Below are 16,880 nucleotides of genomic sequence, written 5' to 3'. Positions count from 1 at the left end.
AGATTTTGTGTTAAAATTGACTATGGTACAGTCCCGATGGTTGGAGAAAATCCACTACCTGTAACCGAAAAATAGAAAGTAGGGGGAAACAAAAATGACAGAGAAGATTTTATTTACAAGTGAAAGTGTATCAGAGGGGCATCCAGATAAGATTGCCGATCAAATATCTGATGCAATTTTAGATGCAATTTTAGAACATGATCCATATGCGCGTGTTGCTGCTGAGACTGCAGTATACACTGGAAGTGTCCATGTTTTTGGTGAAATTACGACTGATGCATATGTAGATATAAATACTGTAGTACGTAATACAATTAAGGAAATCGGTTATACTGATGCGACTTTTGGATTCGACTACAAAACAGTTGGAGTTCATCCAAGCCTAGTTGAGCAATCGCCAGATATCGCTCAAGGTGTAGATGAAGCTATTGAAATTCGTGGTAATCAAGATCGTGATGAGCTTGATCTAATTGGAGCAGGTGACCAAGGTATTATGTTTGGTTATGCGACTAATGAAACTGAAGAATACATGCCTTTAGCTATTTCATTAAGCCACAAATTGGTTAAAAAACTTGCTGACTTGCGCAAATCTGGTGAGATCGATTATCTAAGACCAGATGCTAAAAGCCAAGTAACGGTTGAATATAACAAAGACGGTTCTGCAAAGAGAATTGACACAGTTGTAATCTCAACTCAACACGCTGAAGAAGCAACTCTTGAAACAATAAGAGAAGATGTCATTAACAAGGTAATCAAGGAAGTAATTCCAGCTGATTTACTTGATGAGGATACAAAATACTTTATCAACCCAACAGGACGCTTTGTAGTAGGTGGACCTCAAGGTGACTCAGGTCTTACTGGACGTAAGATTATAGTTGATACTTACGGAGGTTACGCACATCACGGTGGTGGAGCATTCTCTGGTAAGGATGCTACTAAGGTTGACCGTTCTGCCTCTTATGCAGCGCGTTATATTGCAAAAAATATCGTGGCTGCTGGACTTGCTGATACTGTAGAAATTCAACTTTCTTATGCTATCGGTGTTGCACAACCAATCAGTATCAATATCAATACCTTTGGAACAGGAAAAGTTGACGATGATAAGCTAATCGAGGCTATTCGTAAAAACTTTGACCTTCGCCCAGCTGGTATCATCAAGATGCTTGACCTACGTCGCCCAATCTACCGTCAGACAGCAGCATACGGACACTTTGGTCGTACAGATATCGAACTTCCATGGGAACAATTAGATAAAGTAGAAGACTTAAAAGCACTATTAGATTAGTCTTTTAGGAAAAATCCTAATTGAAATAGTCAAAATAAACAATGAAAACAGGTAATTCGGTCAAAACTGGCTTGATTACTTGTTTTTTTATTTTCAGAAAATATTGAAAATGAAACCGATTTCTTGTAAAAGAACAAATTAATGCACAATATCCATGCTATACTTGTTGCAAACCTAGTTATTAATGGAAGGATATTTTTTATGCAGAAAGTTTTAGTCGCAAATAGGGGTGAAATTGCAACTCGTGTATTTAGAGCATGTACAGAGTTGAAGATTCCAACTGTCGCAATTTATGCAGCTGAAGATGAATATTCAGTGCACCGTTTTAAAGCTGATGAGGCATATTTAGTTGGTAAAGGTAAAAAACCAATTGATGCTTATCTAGATATTGAAGATATTATTCGTATTGCTAAAGAATCTGGTGCTGATGCAATTCACCCAGGTTATGGTTTTTTATCTGAAAACATTGATTTGGCAAAACGTTGTAAAGATGAAGGAATTACTTTTATCGGACCATCAATTCACCATTTAGATATTTTTGGAGATAAGATTAAGGCTAAAAAAGCTGCTTATGATGCTGGAATTAGTCCTGTACCAGGTACCGATGGAATTGTTGACTCTGTTGAACAAGTCATTGAATTTGGTAATACTCATGGATATCCAATAATGATTAAAGCATCTCTTGGTGGTGGTGGACGTGGAATGCGTATCGCTCACAATGACAAAGAAGCGCGAGAAGGATATGATCGTGCTAAGAGTGAAGCAAAATCAGCATTTGGTAATGATGAAGTATATGCTGAAAAATATATTGCAAATCCTAAACACATTGAGGTTCAAATTTTAGGAGATACACATGGTAATGTTGTTCATTTATTTGAACGTGACTGTTCAGTCCAAAGACGTCACCAAAAAGTAGTAGAAGTTGCCCCTTGTGTGTCGCTTTCTGACGAGCAAAGAGAAAAGATTTGTCAGGCTGCAGTTCAAATCATGAAACACGTTGGTTATATCAATGCAGGGACTGTTGAATTTTTAGTTGAAGGAGATAACTTTTACTTCATCGAAGTAAATCCTCGTGTTCAAGTAGAGCATACAATTACTGAAATGATTACTGATATTGATATTGTTCAGTCTCAAATTTTGATTGCCCAAGGTAAAGATCTGCATAAAGAAATTGGAATTCCAGAACAAAAAGATATCGAACATAAAGGAGTCGCAATTCAATGTCGTATTACGACAGAAGATCCATTGAATGGCTTCATGCCAGATACAGGGAAGATTGATACTTATCGTTCACCAGGTGGATTTGGAGTACGTTTAGATGTAGGTAATGCTTATGCTGGTGCAGTCGTAACTCCTTATTATGATTCGCTTTTAGTTAAACTTTGTACTCATGGGACAAGCCTTGAACAAGCTATCCAAAAGATGCAACGTTGCTTGAAAGAGTTCAGAATCCGTGGAGTTAAGACTAACATTCCATTCATGAACAATGTAATTAGTCACCCAGATTTCCAAAACGGAACAGTATTAACTACCTTTATTGATAACACGCCTGACTTATTCAAGTTTTCAGCTACACGTGATCGTGGTAATAAGACCCTTAAATATATTAGTCAAATTACAGTAAATGGTTTCCCTGGTGTTGAAAAAGAAAAGAAACATCCGGCAGAAATTTATATTCCGAAGAAACTTAATCAAACTGATAAAAAAATAATTACAGCAAAGAATGTTCTTGACCAAGCTGGTGCTGATGCTGTATCTGAATGGGTAAAAAATCAAAATCAACTTCTTTTGACTGATACTACCTTCCGTGATGCTCATCAAAGTCTATTAGCTACACGTGTTCGTACAAAAGATTTATTAGATATCGCTTCACTAACTGAAAAAGCTTTACCTAACTTATTTTCTTCTGAGATGTGGGGTGGAGCAACATTTGACGTGGCTTATAGATTCTTAACTGAAGACCCTTGGGATAGACTTAGACAAATTAGAAAAGCAATGCCAAATACTCTTTTACAAATGCTATTTAGAGGATCAAATGCTGTAGGTTATTCTAATTATCCAGATAATGTGTTAGAAGAATTCATTAAAGAGTCAGCACAACAAGGTATTGATGTATTTAGAATCTTTGATAGTTTGAATTGGGTTCCTCAAATGGAAAAATCAATTCAAGCAGTGCGTGATACAGGTAAGATTGCTGAAGCGACAATTTGTTACACTGGTGATATTAATAATCCCGAAAGACAAAAATATTCAGTCGATTATTATAAGAACATGGCTCGCGAACTTGAGTCTTTAGGAGCACATATCATAGCTATTAAGGATATGGCTGGACTTCTTAAACCACAGGCTGCATATCGTTTGATTTCTGAATTGAAGGAAGCAACTGACTTACCAATTCACCTTCATACACACGATACAAGCGGAAATGGTATTTTTACCTATGCGGAAGCAGTCCGTGCCGGCGTTGATATAGTAGACCTTGCAATTCCTGCTATGAGTAGTGCTACCAGTCAACCAAGTATGACAAGTCTTTACTATGCTCTTGAAGGCTCTGATAGGCAACCTGATTTTGATGTGGAAAATGCTGATAAAATCAATCAATATTGGCTTGGTGCTCGCAAAAATTATAAAGCCTTTGAAAACGGTGTAACTGGACCTCAACCGATGGTATACATGCATGAAATGCCAGGTGGTCAATACTCTAATCTTCAACAACAGGCTAAGGGCGTGGGTCTTGGCGATCGTTGGGATGAAGTTACTAAGATGTACCATACCGTTAATATGATGTTTGGCGACATAGTGAAAGTTACTCCATCATCGAAAGTTGTTGGTGACATGGCACTATTTATGGTGGAAAATGATCTTACTGAAGAAAATATCTTTGAAAAAGGTCAGGCTTTGAGTTTCCCTGACTCTGTAATTTCCTTCTTCCGTGGTGATTTGGGTCAACCTGTCGGTGGTTTTCCAAAAGACCTACAAAAATTGATTCTTAAAGACAAGGAAGCTTATACTGTAAGACCTGGTAGCCTGGTAAAAGCAGTTGACTTTAAAGTGGTTGAAGCAGAACTAGAAGAGTTGATAGGCTATAAACCTAAGCAAGAAGAAGTTTTAAGCTATATTATGTATCCAAAAGTATTTTTGGATTATCGTAAGGCTTATGAACAATTTGCTGATATAAAATTACTAGATACTGCGACTTTCTTCCAAGGTATGGAAGTTGGAGAGGCAATAGACTTTAACCTTGAAAAAGGTAAAGATTTGCTTATTCGCCTAGACCAAATTGGTGATATTGATGAGGATGGTAATAGGACACTTTACTTCAATCTCAATGGCCAAAGACGAGAAATCGTGGTTCATGATGCGTCTTCTAAAACTACCAGCCGTAAAAGACTAAAAGCTGATCTGACAAATGACAACCAAATTGGTGCTACTATGTCGGGATCTGTTCTTAAAGTTCTTGTAAAAGTAGGAGATAAGGTCGAAAAAGGAGATAATCTATTTATCACTGAAGCAATGAAGATGGAAACTTCAGTTCAAGCAAGATTTACTGGAACTGTAAAAGAAATTTTTGTTGCAGAAGGCGATCGTATTGAATCAGGAGATTTGCTGATTGAAATAGAAAAATAAAAAAGTAGTGTGAATTTTTCACACTACTTTTTAATAAATTTTTTTACTGCTTCTTTAAATTTTTTCGGAGATAAAAAATAAGCATAAAAAATGATACCAGTTATTCCAACTATACAAATGGTAATAAATGATTGTCCTTTACTCTCTACATTTGTATATACATTACTAATTATAAGCATTACAGTACAAATGATTGACATAGCTAGAGTTGCTTCGGTAGAGTTAAATATGCTGCTTGCAAGTTCTTGAGCATTTCTAAATTTTGTCTTATTGAATATAAATCTCAATGAAAGAATTGCCATGATTCCGTAGCTTGCAATACTTGCTAAAACAATTCCATATCCTTGAAAAATATATATTGCTGGAAATTGTAGAATAAATTTTAGGACAAGCATAATTGTTGTAGCCTTCATAGCATATTTATGATACCCAAGAGCTTGAACGATTAATAATACGATTGAAAATACACTTACGACAAAAGTTGAAAAAGTATTTAGAATTAGGTAATAACTTCCATCTAAACTGTAATAAAAGAACATAGTATTCAATGGCATTGATACTAATATCATACCTATAGTTGCTGGAAAGATAACATTATAGGACAAAGTTAAAATTTTTGAAATTGTTTCTGAAATCTGTTTTTCACCTACGCTTGAAGCAATTAAAGGAAGGGCAGTTACAGTAATTGATCCAGTAATGGCTAATAGAACCGCTGTAAGTTTAATTGGATTTGCTGATGCCAATGTATATACATTTTCTATTTGATTTAAGTTAAGGTCAGTTAGTCTGAGGAAAATATATTTTATTGTAACTTGATCAATTAACTGAGATAGTGGGATTAGTGAACCTACATAAATAAATGGTAGTGATTCGTGTATAACCTCCTTAATCATAGTCTTTTCTTCTTTTAAATTTGATATGGAAAACGAGAAAAGAGTTTTAACTTTAAATAGTTTTTCTTTTAGTCCTTTATATATAAGATATATTATTGAAAATATACCGCCGATACAAGATGCAAATGTACTTATAACAACAGCAGATAATACACTTTGCTTGAAAATAATTCGTAAAAGATAAGTTCCTAATAATATTACTATGATACGAGCTACCTGTTCTATTACCATTGAAATTCCAAATTCTTTAATTAAACTTTTTCCTTGGAAGTAACCACGAAGAGCACTTAAGAAAGGAATAATTAATAAAGATGGACATAGGCTTCTGATTGCAATGGTTGCAGCGTATTGATTGGCAGTTGGACTAATTCTACTCAGAGCAGGTGCTAGAATAAAGAGTAAAATAGCTGAAATTAATCCAACAGTATTTAGAATTGTTAATGAACTGGAAAATACATATTCGTTTTCGTCCTCTTTATTATCTTTAATATTATTAGCAATTTTTTTTGCAAGACCCGTTGGAAAACCAGATGTTCCAAGAGTTAAAAAAAGTGCATAGGGAAGGTATGCAACACTATAAAGAGCTTGAGCTTGTTGTTTGTCTTGAAAACTTCCCATCATAGCAAGCCATGGAATTAAGTATACAATACCTAAAATTTTACAAAGTATATTCGCTGTGGATAACCAAAATGATCCAGATACTAATTTATTTTTCATGTATTTAATATATCATAAATTATATCCAAAAAAAATTTTTTTTAAGCGATTAGGTAAACAATAATTACTTCACGAACTTTGACCAAATACCTAAATTATGTTAAAATAATAGAGTACAAATAGAAGATTTTTATAGGTACCAAATATAACAATTGAGGTGTGAAATGTTAGCAATTAATGTCGTAATTGCTCTCGTTTGTGCTGTAATTGGTTTGTTTGCAGGTTTTATCTTGCGCAATATTCGTCTAAATAAGGATCGGCTTGATGCTGACACATTGATAGAAAATGCAGAGAATAAAGCTAATGATTTAACTCTCAATGCTGAGCGTGATGCAGAAAATATGAAAAAAGAAGCCCGTTTAGCGATGAAAGAGGAGGGGCAAAATTATCGCTTAAAGATTGAAAATGAATTTGAAGAAAGCAGGCAAGAACTTAAGAAACAAGAAAATCGTTTAAAACAACGTGAAGAAATATTAGATCGTAAAGACGATGCCTTGACACAAAAGGAATTGAATCTCGATTCAAAAGAAGATAATCTTGAGCAAAAAACGCAACAAATTGTACAGCGTGAACAAGAGGTGAACAAGCTTGATGCAGAGAAAAAAGAGACTTTAGAGCGAATTGCTCAATTGTCTACTGCAGAAGCTAAGAAGATAGTATTAGATAATACTGAAGAATCACTTACTCGTGAATTAGCTCAAACCATTCGTGCTAGTGAAGAAAAGGCAAATGCAGAAGCTGACAAGCGTGCTAGAAATATTATTTCTTTAGCAATGCAACGTGTTAGTGGAGATTTTGTAAGTGAACAAACAGTCTCAGTAGTTACTTTGCCAAATGATGAAATGAAAGGTCGTATTATTGGTCGTGAAGGACGTAATATTCGTACTTTTGAATCATTAACAGGTATTGATGTAATTATCGATGATACACCAGAAGCAGTTGTTTTATCAGGATTTGATCCGATAAGACGCGAAATTGCTCGCTTAACGCTTGAACAACTTGTTCAAGATGGTCGTATCCATCCAGCAAGAATTGAAGAGCTTGTTGAAAAGAATCGTAAAGAACTGGATAAACGTATTATGGAATATGGTGAACAAGCAGCCTTTGAGGTTGGTGCTCACACGTTACATCCAGACATAATTAAGATCATGGGACGTTTACACTTTAGAACTAGTTATGGTCAAAATGTTCTTGATCACTCTGTTGAAGTAGCAACTCTTGCAGGAGCACTTGCAGGTGAGATGGGTGAAAACGTAGCTCTTGCAAAACGTGCAGGATTCTTACATGATATTGGTAAGGCTCTTGACCATGAAATTGAAGGAAGCCACGTTGAAATTGGAGCTGAGCTTGCTAAAAAGTACAAGGAAAATCCAGTAGTTGTAAATACAATTGCAAGTCACCATGGCGATACAGAGCCAACAAGTGTTATTGCAGTATTGGTTGCAGCAGCAGATGCTCTTAGTGCAGCAAGACCAGGCGCACGTCGTGAATCAATTGATAACTATATCAAGAGACTGCAAAACCTTGAAGAAATTTCAAATGGATTTGATGGTGTTGATTCAAGTTTTGCTATTCAAGCAGGACGTGAAGTACGTGTACTTGTTAATCCAAGTAAAATTGATGATGATAAGGCTACAGTCTTATCACATAAAATTAAACAAAAAATTGAAGAGGAAATGGACTACCCTGGTAGCATTAAAGTTACTGTTATCAGAGAAACAAGAGCCATTGACTATGCGAAATAATTTGTTAAAAAAACAGCCTAGGCTGTTTTTTTGTTTAAGTGAGTTAGATTTGATAATTAAATAGACATATGAAGAACTTCATAAATTGAACCTATTTCTGAAATTTTATTATTAAAGTCTTCTAAAAAGTAAAGTTCTACGTATTTCCATTTATCAGGGTTGTAGACAATAATTTTGCCTAAGTAGTCAATATCATTATTACTTAAAGAATAGCCTGGATATACCATTTTATTAGTCTCTTTGTAGTCATGTTCAATTTCTAAAATATGAGTAGTATTTTTGATATTTTTCTTAAATTCCATTTCAAGGGGAATAGCAATATTTATTTTTTGCCAGCCAAAAGAATTCAAAATATTATCATAAAATCCCTCAAAAATAAATTTATTCATCCCTCCATAGTCTTTCCAAATGTAAAATGGACAGTACTCTTTTTGATTATTTTCATCTCTTATTAGATATGCTTTTATTAATAAATCCTCAAATTTGTCAGTTTTAAAACCATTTTCACTCACTCTTTTTCTAATAATATTCATATCAAAATCGTTAGAAAAAGGTATTTTGTATTGCATAATCTGCATATTTTTTCTCCTTAATTTTATATTTTAATTATACAAAGAAGAGTTGGAGCTGTATAATGGTTATAAATCATATTAACTATTCCAAATAGTAATACCTGGAGGAATAATGGAACTAAACGATATAATAATTTTTAATGAACTAGTCAATCTAGAGTCAACTATCAAGGTTGCAAACAAGCTTTCGTATGTACAGTCTAATATTAGCAAAAGAATTAGTAAACTAGAAAAAGAACTAGGTACATCACTATTTGAAAGAACAAATCGGGGGATGATTTTATCGAGTGATGGTAAAAGATTTTTGCCATATGCTAAACAAATGATTCAAAATTATAATGATATAAAAAATGAATTTTTATTATTTGATGAAAAATATAGGATTGGAGCTACTCAATCTATTTCAAAGAATTATTTACAAGAATTATATACAGATGAAAATTACGAAATATATACCAGATCAACTACTGAGCTAGTGGGTCTATTACATACTTGTCAGATTGATTTTATTATTGTAAATCAAGAAATAAATGATTTAGATTTCAAACTTCTGTTTACGATAGAAGAGAAGCTCATATGGGTGAAAAGTAATTTAAATGATAATAATCTGAAAGATTGTAAGGTAGCGATAAGTCGTGATAAGACTTGTCCATACAGACAAAGAACTTTAGAACTTATCAATAGAGAACAAGAAGGAAAAGTAATAGAAGTTGATTCGCTTGATATTCTTATTGACTTGATGGAAAAGAAAAATATTATTTCCATACTTCCTGAAAAACTTATTACTGTTAATAATAAATTAACTAACTATAATTCAAATATTAAAGCATATAGCAAATTATATATATATTCTTTGAAAAACAATGATAAAATTTTTAATAACTCAATTTTATCTATTTAACTCACATATCTTTATAGAATTTCTTTGTGAGTAAATTCCTAAATTTTATTGTTTTAGTTATAGCGTTTTTGTTTTATAATGGTGAGTGGAGGATTTATTAATGACAGACAGAATTAAACTTTTCCAACATAATACTCTAAGTGCTTTAATGGCAGGACTTTATGCTGGAAATTTAACAATTGATGAACTTTTAACTCACGGAGATTTAGGAATCGGAACAGTTGATTCAATAGATGGTGAACTTATTGTTTTAGACGGTAAAGCATACCAAGCTCGTGGGGATAAAACAATTACAGAACTACCTGGAGATTCATTGGTACCATATGCAGCAGTGATTCCTCATGAAGCTGAAGTAATTGGTATCCAAAGAACTGAAATAACTAGTGAAGATCTTTCTGAGAAAATGGAAAGTTATTTCGATGGATATAACCTTTTCCGTTCAATAAAAATTGAAGGTACTTTTAAAAAGATGCATGTTAGAATGATAACACGTGCAGAAAATGGTGAACGTTTTGCAAAAGTTGCTGAAGTTCAACCAGAATACATTGAAGAAAATGTAAAAGGTACTGTAGTAGGTATTTGGACACCAGAAATGTTCCATGGTGTGAGTGTTGCAGGCTTCCATTTGCACTTTTTGTCTAATGACCATTCATTTGGAGGACATGTCTTAGATTATGTTCTTGAAAAAGGGCAATTTGAACTAGGACCAGTTCATGAATTAGAACAAAGCTTCCCAACAAATGATAAAAATTTCTTACGTGCTGATCTTGATGTTGAGAGACTGAAAAAAGATATTGATTTAAGTGAATAAAAAAAAGAACAGTTTAATCAGAATTAATTCTCTGATTTTGACTGTTCTTTTTCTGGCTTCAAATTAAGTTCTAAATACCCCTCCATAAGGAGAGCTTCTACCTTACCACGATCCGTATATTTTACTTTAGCAAGGCTGCGTATAAATAATCCAGAATTATTTATATCATGTATCCCAATATAAGTTGGTTCTTCAATAAAAAGATCTTTATTGTGAGAAAAAATATTTTTATTAACTTTAGTAATTTCTTTTGAAATCGTATCTGGGTTTTCAATTGAACTGTTTGCTAAGGGTAAGTCAATATAAAGTTTATAGATCTCTTTAGAAAAATTTCTTATACTTTGTATATTATGATTTGGTACATAGATAATTGATCCATTAGCATCTATTAATACCAAGCTTCTAATACCAACTGATTTAACAAGGCCAATTGCTGCAGGCATATTAACAACTGAAACATAATCACCAACGCTAGCCTGATTTTCAAAGATAATAAAAAAACCATTTGTTATGTCAGATAGTAAATCTTTTCCAACTAGAGTTAAGCCGACTCCAAAGAATCCAGCACCTGCTAGAAGTTTACTCATAGGAATTCCGATAATATCTAAAACAGTGTAAATATATAAGAAAAGAGTTATATATTGCAAAGCACTTTGGGCAATCCTTGAAAAGGTTAAAGTCCAATTAGTATTTGACCAAGATTTTTGGGAATAATTTTTAAAGAAACGTTCCACAATTTTTTTGCAGAATTTATATAATATATAAAATAAAATACTAGTTATTGCTATATAGAAAGCTCGATTCCCAACTTGTTTGAAAAACTCGCTCCAATCAACATTTTTTAATAAATTCATAAATACCTCGAATTTTCTGAATTTTTCTAAAAATCTCTTGAATTTATAGAAAAAAAAGTCTAAAATTATTAAATATTATTATATCAGAAATATAGGAGGATATGAAATGACAGTGGAACTTGATTGGGAAAATCTAGGATTTGAATATAGGAAACTACCATTTAGATACATCTCACGTTTTAAAGACGGATCATGGGATGAGGGAGCATTAACAGAAGACTCAACCTTACATCTTGAAGAAGCTAGTACAGCTCTACATTATGGACAACAAGGATTTGAGGGTTTAAAAGCATACAGGACAAAAGATGGGTCGATTAATCTATTTCGTCCTGATAAGAATGCTGAAAGGCTCCAAAGGACTGCTAGAAGATTAATGATGCCTGAAGTGCCAACAGATAAATTTATTGATGCTGTTAAACAAGTAGTTAAAGCAAACGAAGATTTCGTGCCTCCATACGGAACAGGCGGAACACTCTATATTCGTCCATTATTAATTGGGGTTGGTAATACAATAGGTGTACATGCTGCTCCCGAGTATATTTTTACAGTTTTTGCTATGCCGGTTGGAAATTACTTCAAGGGTGGACTTGCACCAACGAACTTCATCGTTTCATATGACTATGACAGAGCAGCTCCTCATGGTACTGGTGCAGCAAAAGTTGGTGGTAACTATGCTGCTAGTTTAGTTCCAGGCGATACTGCAAAAGATCGTGGATTTAGTGACGTAATATATCTTGATCCAGCAACACATACAAAAATAGAAGAAGTAGGAAGTGCGAATTTCTTTGGCATCACAGCAGATAACGAATTTATTACACCCCTTAGCCCATCAATTTTGCCAAGTATCACAAAATATTCACTTCTTTACCTAGCTGAAAACCGTTTAGGTATGAAAGCAATTGAAGGAGAGGTTGAAGTAGACAACTTAGATCATTTTGTTGAAGCAGGTGCATGTGGTACAGCAGCTGTAATCTCACCAATTGGTGGAATTCAAAATAAGGATGACTTTCATGTATTTTATAGTGAAACCGAAGTTGGTCCAGTTGTGAAAAAACTATATGACGAATTAGTGGGGATTCAATTTGGTGATGTTGAGGCACCTGAGGGTTGGATTTTTAAAGTATAAAATTTATATTATCGGGACTTATAAAAGTCCTTTTTTTATAAATATAATAGTAAATTAATAAATTTATTATAGAAAAAATTTTTCACTTCAACCATTCGTCTTGAAAACTATCTAGTTTTTTTGTAGAATAGACTTATGAGTAAAAAGAAAGATATAGAAATCCAAGTTGTGGATACAGATGCGGGTGTAAACCTAGTAATTGGCAAAAAGGTCGTTGCTGAAATTATTGAGAATGATGGTAAATTTTTATTAAGAGAAAATAGTAAAGATAAGGCTCAATACAAAAATTATTCAGTAGCACTAGAGGAAGCAATTAAAAATTATAATTTATCTCTATAATTTTTAATTTTAGTATTGAAAAATCAGCAGAGATTTGATAGAATAATATCTGTTGATTTTGAAATATATTTTAACCATGGAAGGGTAGCGAAGTGGCTAAACGCGGCGGACTGTAAATCCGCTCCTTCGGGTTCGGGGGTTCGAATCCCTCCCCTTCCATTACTAGTTTTCTAGTGAGTCAATTTTGGGGTATAGCCAAGCGGTAAGGCAAGGGACTTTGACTCCCTCATGCGTTGGTTCGAATCCAGCTACCCCAGTAATATTTATCAAGTAGGGTGGGATGAACCACCTTTTATTATAGTTAAAAGTTCTAGGAGTAGAAAATGGTAAAAAGAGATTTATATACTAGACTGATTATCACAGCATTACTAATTGGTGCATTAATTCTTTTACGAATTTATGTATTTGAACCAATAAGAATTCATAACAATAATATGGCACCAGCATTAACAAAATCTGAACAAGTGCTTGCTCTTAAGAAAAGTAAGCTTGAAAATTTAGATTTAGTGGCTTATAGAAATGGTGATAAAAAATATATTGGCCGAGTTATTGGAATTCCAGGTCAAGAAGTTACAATGTTTGATGATATCCTTTATATTGATGGGAAGATAATTAAAGAACCATACATAAAAAAGAACGAAACGGCTTTTTTAAAAGAGAACCCAGATGAAGAATACAATGCAGACTTTTCTGTTTCTAGTTTGACTGGAAAAAATATTCAAAAATTACCAAAAGATAAATATATTATTTTAAATGATAATCGTAAGGTACTTGATGATAGTCGTAAATTTGGATTAATTGACAAGTCTGATATCTATGGAAGAATCACCTTCAAAGTTTTTCCATTGAAAGATTTTGGTTTTGTTCAAAATGACGAAGCTAAATTTGAAAATGGTTTTAAGGTTGATACTGGTAGTACTGAAACAACAGAATCATCAACAAATGAAAAATAAATGCAATATGCACTGGTAACTCAGTGCTTTTTTTGAGCAAAAAATGCCTACCAATTATAGTAAGCATAGATGCTAAAAGATATTTATTATCATTGATAGAACCAAGTAGACGATAGATAAAAGACTAAATATTTTAAGTGAAATAATAAATTTACTTTTTTTATGATTTTTAATTCGATTAGGTGTTAACAAGCAAAAAAGTAGAAGTATAAAAATTAAGAATGATGTTTTAATAAAGTGACTGAATCCACTATTCTTTGAAGTAGATTTTTTATCATTGCTTGCTCTCTTTGAAAATGAAAGCAGCCCAGCTTTTTTATATGCAACTTTAATTTGAGGTATAGATTTAGTTACAAATGGGAGTGGAGAATTATAAATTATATCTTCACCAGAAATCGAAAATTTTCCGTCAATATCTTTTGGTTTGACAGCTACTAAATCGTCATCTGTTTTAACTTTTTCTGAATCAATATCATGTTTCCCAGCAGGTAATATGACTTCTTTGGAAAAATTACTATAAGCATAATCAAGAAGTGCATTACCGTATAGGTGACGATTGAATTCACTGTCCTCATCATCCCAATTCCCAACACCCATTATTACTTCAACTACACGCATATCATTTTTTTTACATGTTGCCATATAATTGTAATCAGCGATTGGACTTGATCCCGTTTTTATACCATCTACGCCTTCATAGGAATATGACTGACCATTTGGTGCAATGTTTCCTGGGAGAGAGTAGTTATAATTTTGGACATTTTCTTCATAGGGAGTACCCTGCATAATAGTTAATTTTGCATTTTTAGTTATTTCCAATATTTCGGGGTGCTTATTGACAATATTAAAACCCAAAATTGAATAGTCGCGTGCGGTTGTTTGATTGCTTTCATTTGGATTGTATCCTTCTGGAGTGTATAATCCTTTGAACACAGCAGCTTGAGCCCCCGAGCAATTGTTGAAATGGGTATTAGTCATGCCTATTTCTTTTGCTTTTTCATTCATTATGTCAATAAATTTTCCAGCATCGTTATCAGATACCAAATTAGCTAACATAATTGTTGAAGCACTTGAAGAGGGAATGAATGACATTTTTATGAGTTCGCTAACTGGGTATTTAACACCTTCAACAATTGGAGTATTGCTCACTTCGTAGACTTGACTAATTTGTTGATCAGTAGAAGTTGCTGTTATAAGTGTATCCATACCAAACTTTCCTTCTGACATTGCTTCATAGACAATAAACATAGTCATAGCTTTTGCCATACTGCCCTGATCCCGAATTTCATCTGGATTATCTTGCCACAGGATTTGACCATTTTGAGCATCAATCATGATGGACGATTTAGGTTTATATTTTCTGTCAACACTATAACCGTAGTCTTTGGTCATTTGATAGAAGTCCCCTGTAGGTCCTAAGTCAGTTTCTTCAGAAAATACTGGCGGATTTTTTAAGAAAAAAAAGTTAACTGACATTAATAAACTAAAACAGAAAAATTTTATAAATTTAGTTTTCAAAATATTCCTTTCACAAATAAAAAATAATTTTCTCAAAAAAAGAAAACAAAATAATAGAATAATTATATCACTTTTAAATTAAAAATTATTATATTTATTGTAATTTCTTTGGTTTTTTATTCTGTCATAATATGTTAGAATATTATAAAAATATGGAGGATTATGATGAAAGAACCATTCGTAGATAAAAATAAACTTGATGAGATAACAGAACAATTTCCTACCCCTTTTCATTTATACGATGAAGCAGGGATTAGACAAAAAGCGCGTGATTTATATGAAGCATTTTCGTGGAACGAAGGTTTTAAAGAATACTTCGCAGTAAAAGCAACACCAACTCCTGCCATACTTAAAATTTTACAGGAAGAAGGGTGCGGTGTAGACTGTGCTAGTTATGTTGAGTTGCTAATGAGTCACAAATTAGGGTTTGAGGGACATGATATTATGTTCTCATCAAATGATACACCAGCAAGTGAGTTTGAATATGCATCTAAAATAGGAGCAATAATAAATCTTGATGCTTATGAGCATATTGAATTATTAAAAAATACTATTGAAATTCCTAAGACAATTTCTTGTCGTTATAATCCTGGTGGAGTTTTTGCGCTTGGAACTGATATTATGGATAATCCTCAAGAATCTAAATTTGGGATGACAAAGGAACAGCTTATTAAAGCATTTAAAGAACTTAAAGGTCTTGGAGTTGAGAAATTTGGTATCCATTCTTTCCTTGCTAGTAATACTGTAACTAACGATTATTATCCTGCTCTTGCGGAAGAATTATTTGAACTTGCAGTCGAAGTTGTAGAAGAAACAGGGGTGGAACTTGATTTTATTAACCTTTCAGGCGGCATTGGGGTCAATTACAAACCTGGTCAACAAGAAAATGATATTTTCAAAATAGGTGAGGGAGTCCATCAAGCATATGATAAAGTACTTGGTGCTCATGGTCTTACCTCGGTCAAAATATATACTGAGTTAGGTAGATATATGTTGGCGCCTCATGGTTTATTGGTTACTAAAGTATTACATCGAAAAAATACTTATAGAACATACATTGGAGTTGACGCGAGTGCTGTAAATTTGATGCGTCCAGCTTTTTATGGAGCCTATCATCACATTAGCATAAACGGTAGGTATGATGATAAAGCAACTGAGAAAGTGGATATTGTGGGTTCTTTATGTGAAAACAACGATAAGTTTGCTGTTGAAAGAATGATGCCTGAAATTCAGATTGGGGATACTCTTTTAATTCATGATGCAGGTGCTCATGGTTTTTCAATGGGCTATCAATATAATGCTAAACTAAGAAGTGCAGAAATATTGTTGCAAGAAGATGGAAGCCCACGTATGATAAGGCGTGCAGAGGTTCCTGAAGATTACTTTGCAACATTATATGGATTTGATTTTTCTGAATAAGCAAACTGGTAAAAATTTACTAGTACTTAAGTAGTAATATTGATGTTTCAACTTTTCTTTACATAACTTTTTTGGTATAATTACCTAATGAACAATCAATAAGGAGATATATACATAATT

The 16,880-nt window shown here is 33.2% G+C and carries 13 protein-coding genes and 2 tRNA genes; 11 read left to right on the top strand and 4 right to left on the bottom strand.

Annotated elements, in window-relative coordinates:
* Positions 1–94: 94 nt before the first annotated feature.
* Together metK and BG261_RS04340 are read left to right on the top strand one after the other, a co-directional pair.
* Complete coding sequence (gene metK, locus BG261_RS04345; RefSeq protein ID WP_070791941.1) at positions 95–1,285, top strand: methionine adenosyltransferase; 1,191 nt, start codon at positions 95–97, stop codon at positions 1,283–1,285.
* A 201-nt stretch (positions 1,286–1,486) separates the two neighbouring features.
* Positions 1,487–4,912, top strand: coding sequence for a pyruvate carboxylase (locus tag BG261_RS04340; RefSeq protein ID WP_070791940.1), 3,426 nt, complete (start codon positions 1,487–1,489; stop codon positions 4,910–4,912).
* Between the two features lie 23 nt (positions 4,913–4,935).
* Here the strand turns inward: BG261_RS04340 and BG261_RS04335 are convergent, their stop codons facing one another.
* On the bottom strand, positions 4,936–6,522 hold the full coding sequence (locus tag BG261_RS04335) for a polysaccharide biosynthesis protein (RefSeq protein ID WP_070791939.1): 1,587 nt from the start codon (positions 6,520–6,522) through the stop codon (positions 4,936–4,938).
* Between the two features lie 164 nt (positions 6,523–6,686).
* On the opposite strand from BG261_RS04335, the gene rny reads away from it, so the two are divergent.
* On the top strand, positions 6,687–8,267 hold the full coding sequence (gene rny / locus BG261_RS04330) for a ribonuclease Y (protein ID WP_070791938.1): 1,581 nt from the start codon (positions 6,687–6,689) through the stop codon (positions 8,265–8,267).
* Between the two features lie 56 nt (positions 8,268–8,323).
* On the opposite strand, the gene BG261_RS04325 is transcribed toward rny, so the two are convergent.
* Positions 8,324–8,845: a DUF4865 family protein gene (locus BG261_RS04325; protein WP_070791937.1), complete on the bottom strand. Its 522-nt coding sequence runs from the start codon at positions 8,843–8,845 to the stop codon at positions 8,324–8,326.
* Positions 8,846–8,951: 106 nt separating this feature from the next.
* Between BG261_RS04325 and BG261_RS04320 the strand changes: the two genes are divergently transcribed.
* Both BG261_RS04320 and budA read left to right on the top strand, forming a co-directional pair.
* Positions 8,952–9,740 (top strand): LysR family transcriptional regulator, encoded by a 789-nt coding sequence (locus BG261_RS04320; RefSeq protein ID WP_070791936.1) that lies wholly within the window; start codon positions 8,952–8,954, stop codon positions 9,738–9,740.
* 100 nt (positions 9,741–9,840) lie between these two features.
* Positions 9,841–10,551 (top strand): acetolactate decarboxylase, encoded by a 711-nt coding sequence (gene budA, locus BG261_RS04315; protein ID WP_070791935.1) that lies wholly within the window; start codon positions 9,841–9,843, stop codon positions 10,549–10,551.
* Positions 10,552–10,574: 23 nt separating this feature from the next.
* On the opposite strand, the gene BG261_RS04310 is transcribed toward budA, so the two are convergent.
* The gene (locus tag BG261_RS04310; protein WP_070791934.1) at positions 10,575–11,405 is read right to left on the bottom strand and encodes a mechanosensitive ion channel family protein; all 831 of its coding nucleotides are present in this window, start codon (positions 11,403–11,405) and stop codon (positions 10,575–10,577) included.
* 106 nt (positions 11,406–11,511) lie between these two features.
* Between BG261_RS04310 and BG261_RS04305 the strand changes: the two genes are divergently transcribed.
* The 5 genes from BG261_RS04305 to lepB all read left to right on the top strand — a co-directional run bounded on the left by BG261_RS04305 (position 11,512) and on the right by lepB (position 13,823).
* On the top strand, positions 11,512–12,531 hold the full coding sequence (locus BG261_RS04305; RefSeq protein WP_070791933.1) for a branched-chain amino acid aminotransferase: 1,020 nt from the start codon (positions 11,512–11,514) through the stop codon (positions 12,529–12,531).
* A 135-nt stretch (positions 12,532–12,666) separates the two neighbouring features.
* Entirely contained in the window at positions 12,667–12,870 is a 204-nt protein-coding gene (locus tag BG261_RS04300; RefSeq protein ID WP_070791932.1) for a DUF2969 family protein, read from the top strand.
* Between the two features lie 78 nt (positions 12,871–12,948).
* A tRNA-Tyr gene (locus BG261_RS04295) sits at positions 12,949–13,029 on the top strand.
* Positions 13,030–13,055: 26 nt separating this feature from the next.
* Positions 13,056–13,127, top strand: a tRNA-Gln gene (locus BG261_RS04290).
* Between the two features lie 66 nt (positions 13,128–13,193).
* On the top strand, positions 13,194–13,823 hold the full coding sequence (gene lepB / locus BG261_RS04285) for a signal peptidase I (protein WP_070791931.1): 630 nt from the start codon (positions 13,194–13,196) through the stop codon (positions 13,821–13,823).
* Between the two features lie 72 nt (positions 13,824–13,895).
* Here lepB and BG261_RS04280 read toward each other — a convergent pair whose 3' ends face one another.
* On the bottom strand, positions 13,896–15,299 hold the full coding sequence (locus BG261_RS04280; RefSeq protein WP_143603359.1) for a DUF1958 domain-containing protein: 1,404 nt from the start codon (positions 15,297–15,299) through the stop codon (positions 13,896–13,898).
* Positions 15,300–15,506: 207 nt separating this feature from the next.
* Here BG261_RS04280 and BG261_RS04275 point away from each other — a divergent pair, with 207 nt between their 5' ends.
* Complete coding sequence (locus BG261_RS04275) at positions 15,507–16,760, top strand: diaminopimelate decarboxylase (RefSeq protein WP_070791930.1); 1,254 nt, start codon at positions 15,507–15,509, stop codon at positions 16,758–16,760.
* Positions 16,761–16,880 lie beyond the last annotated feature (120 nt).

Origin of the sequence: Floricoccus tropicus, assembly GCF_001832905.1 — a bacterium.
Lineage (GTDB): Bacteria > Bacillota > Bacilli > Lactobacillales > Streptococcaceae > Floricoccus > Floricoccus tropicus.
This window is presented reverse-complemented; position numbering and strand designations above follow the sequence as displayed.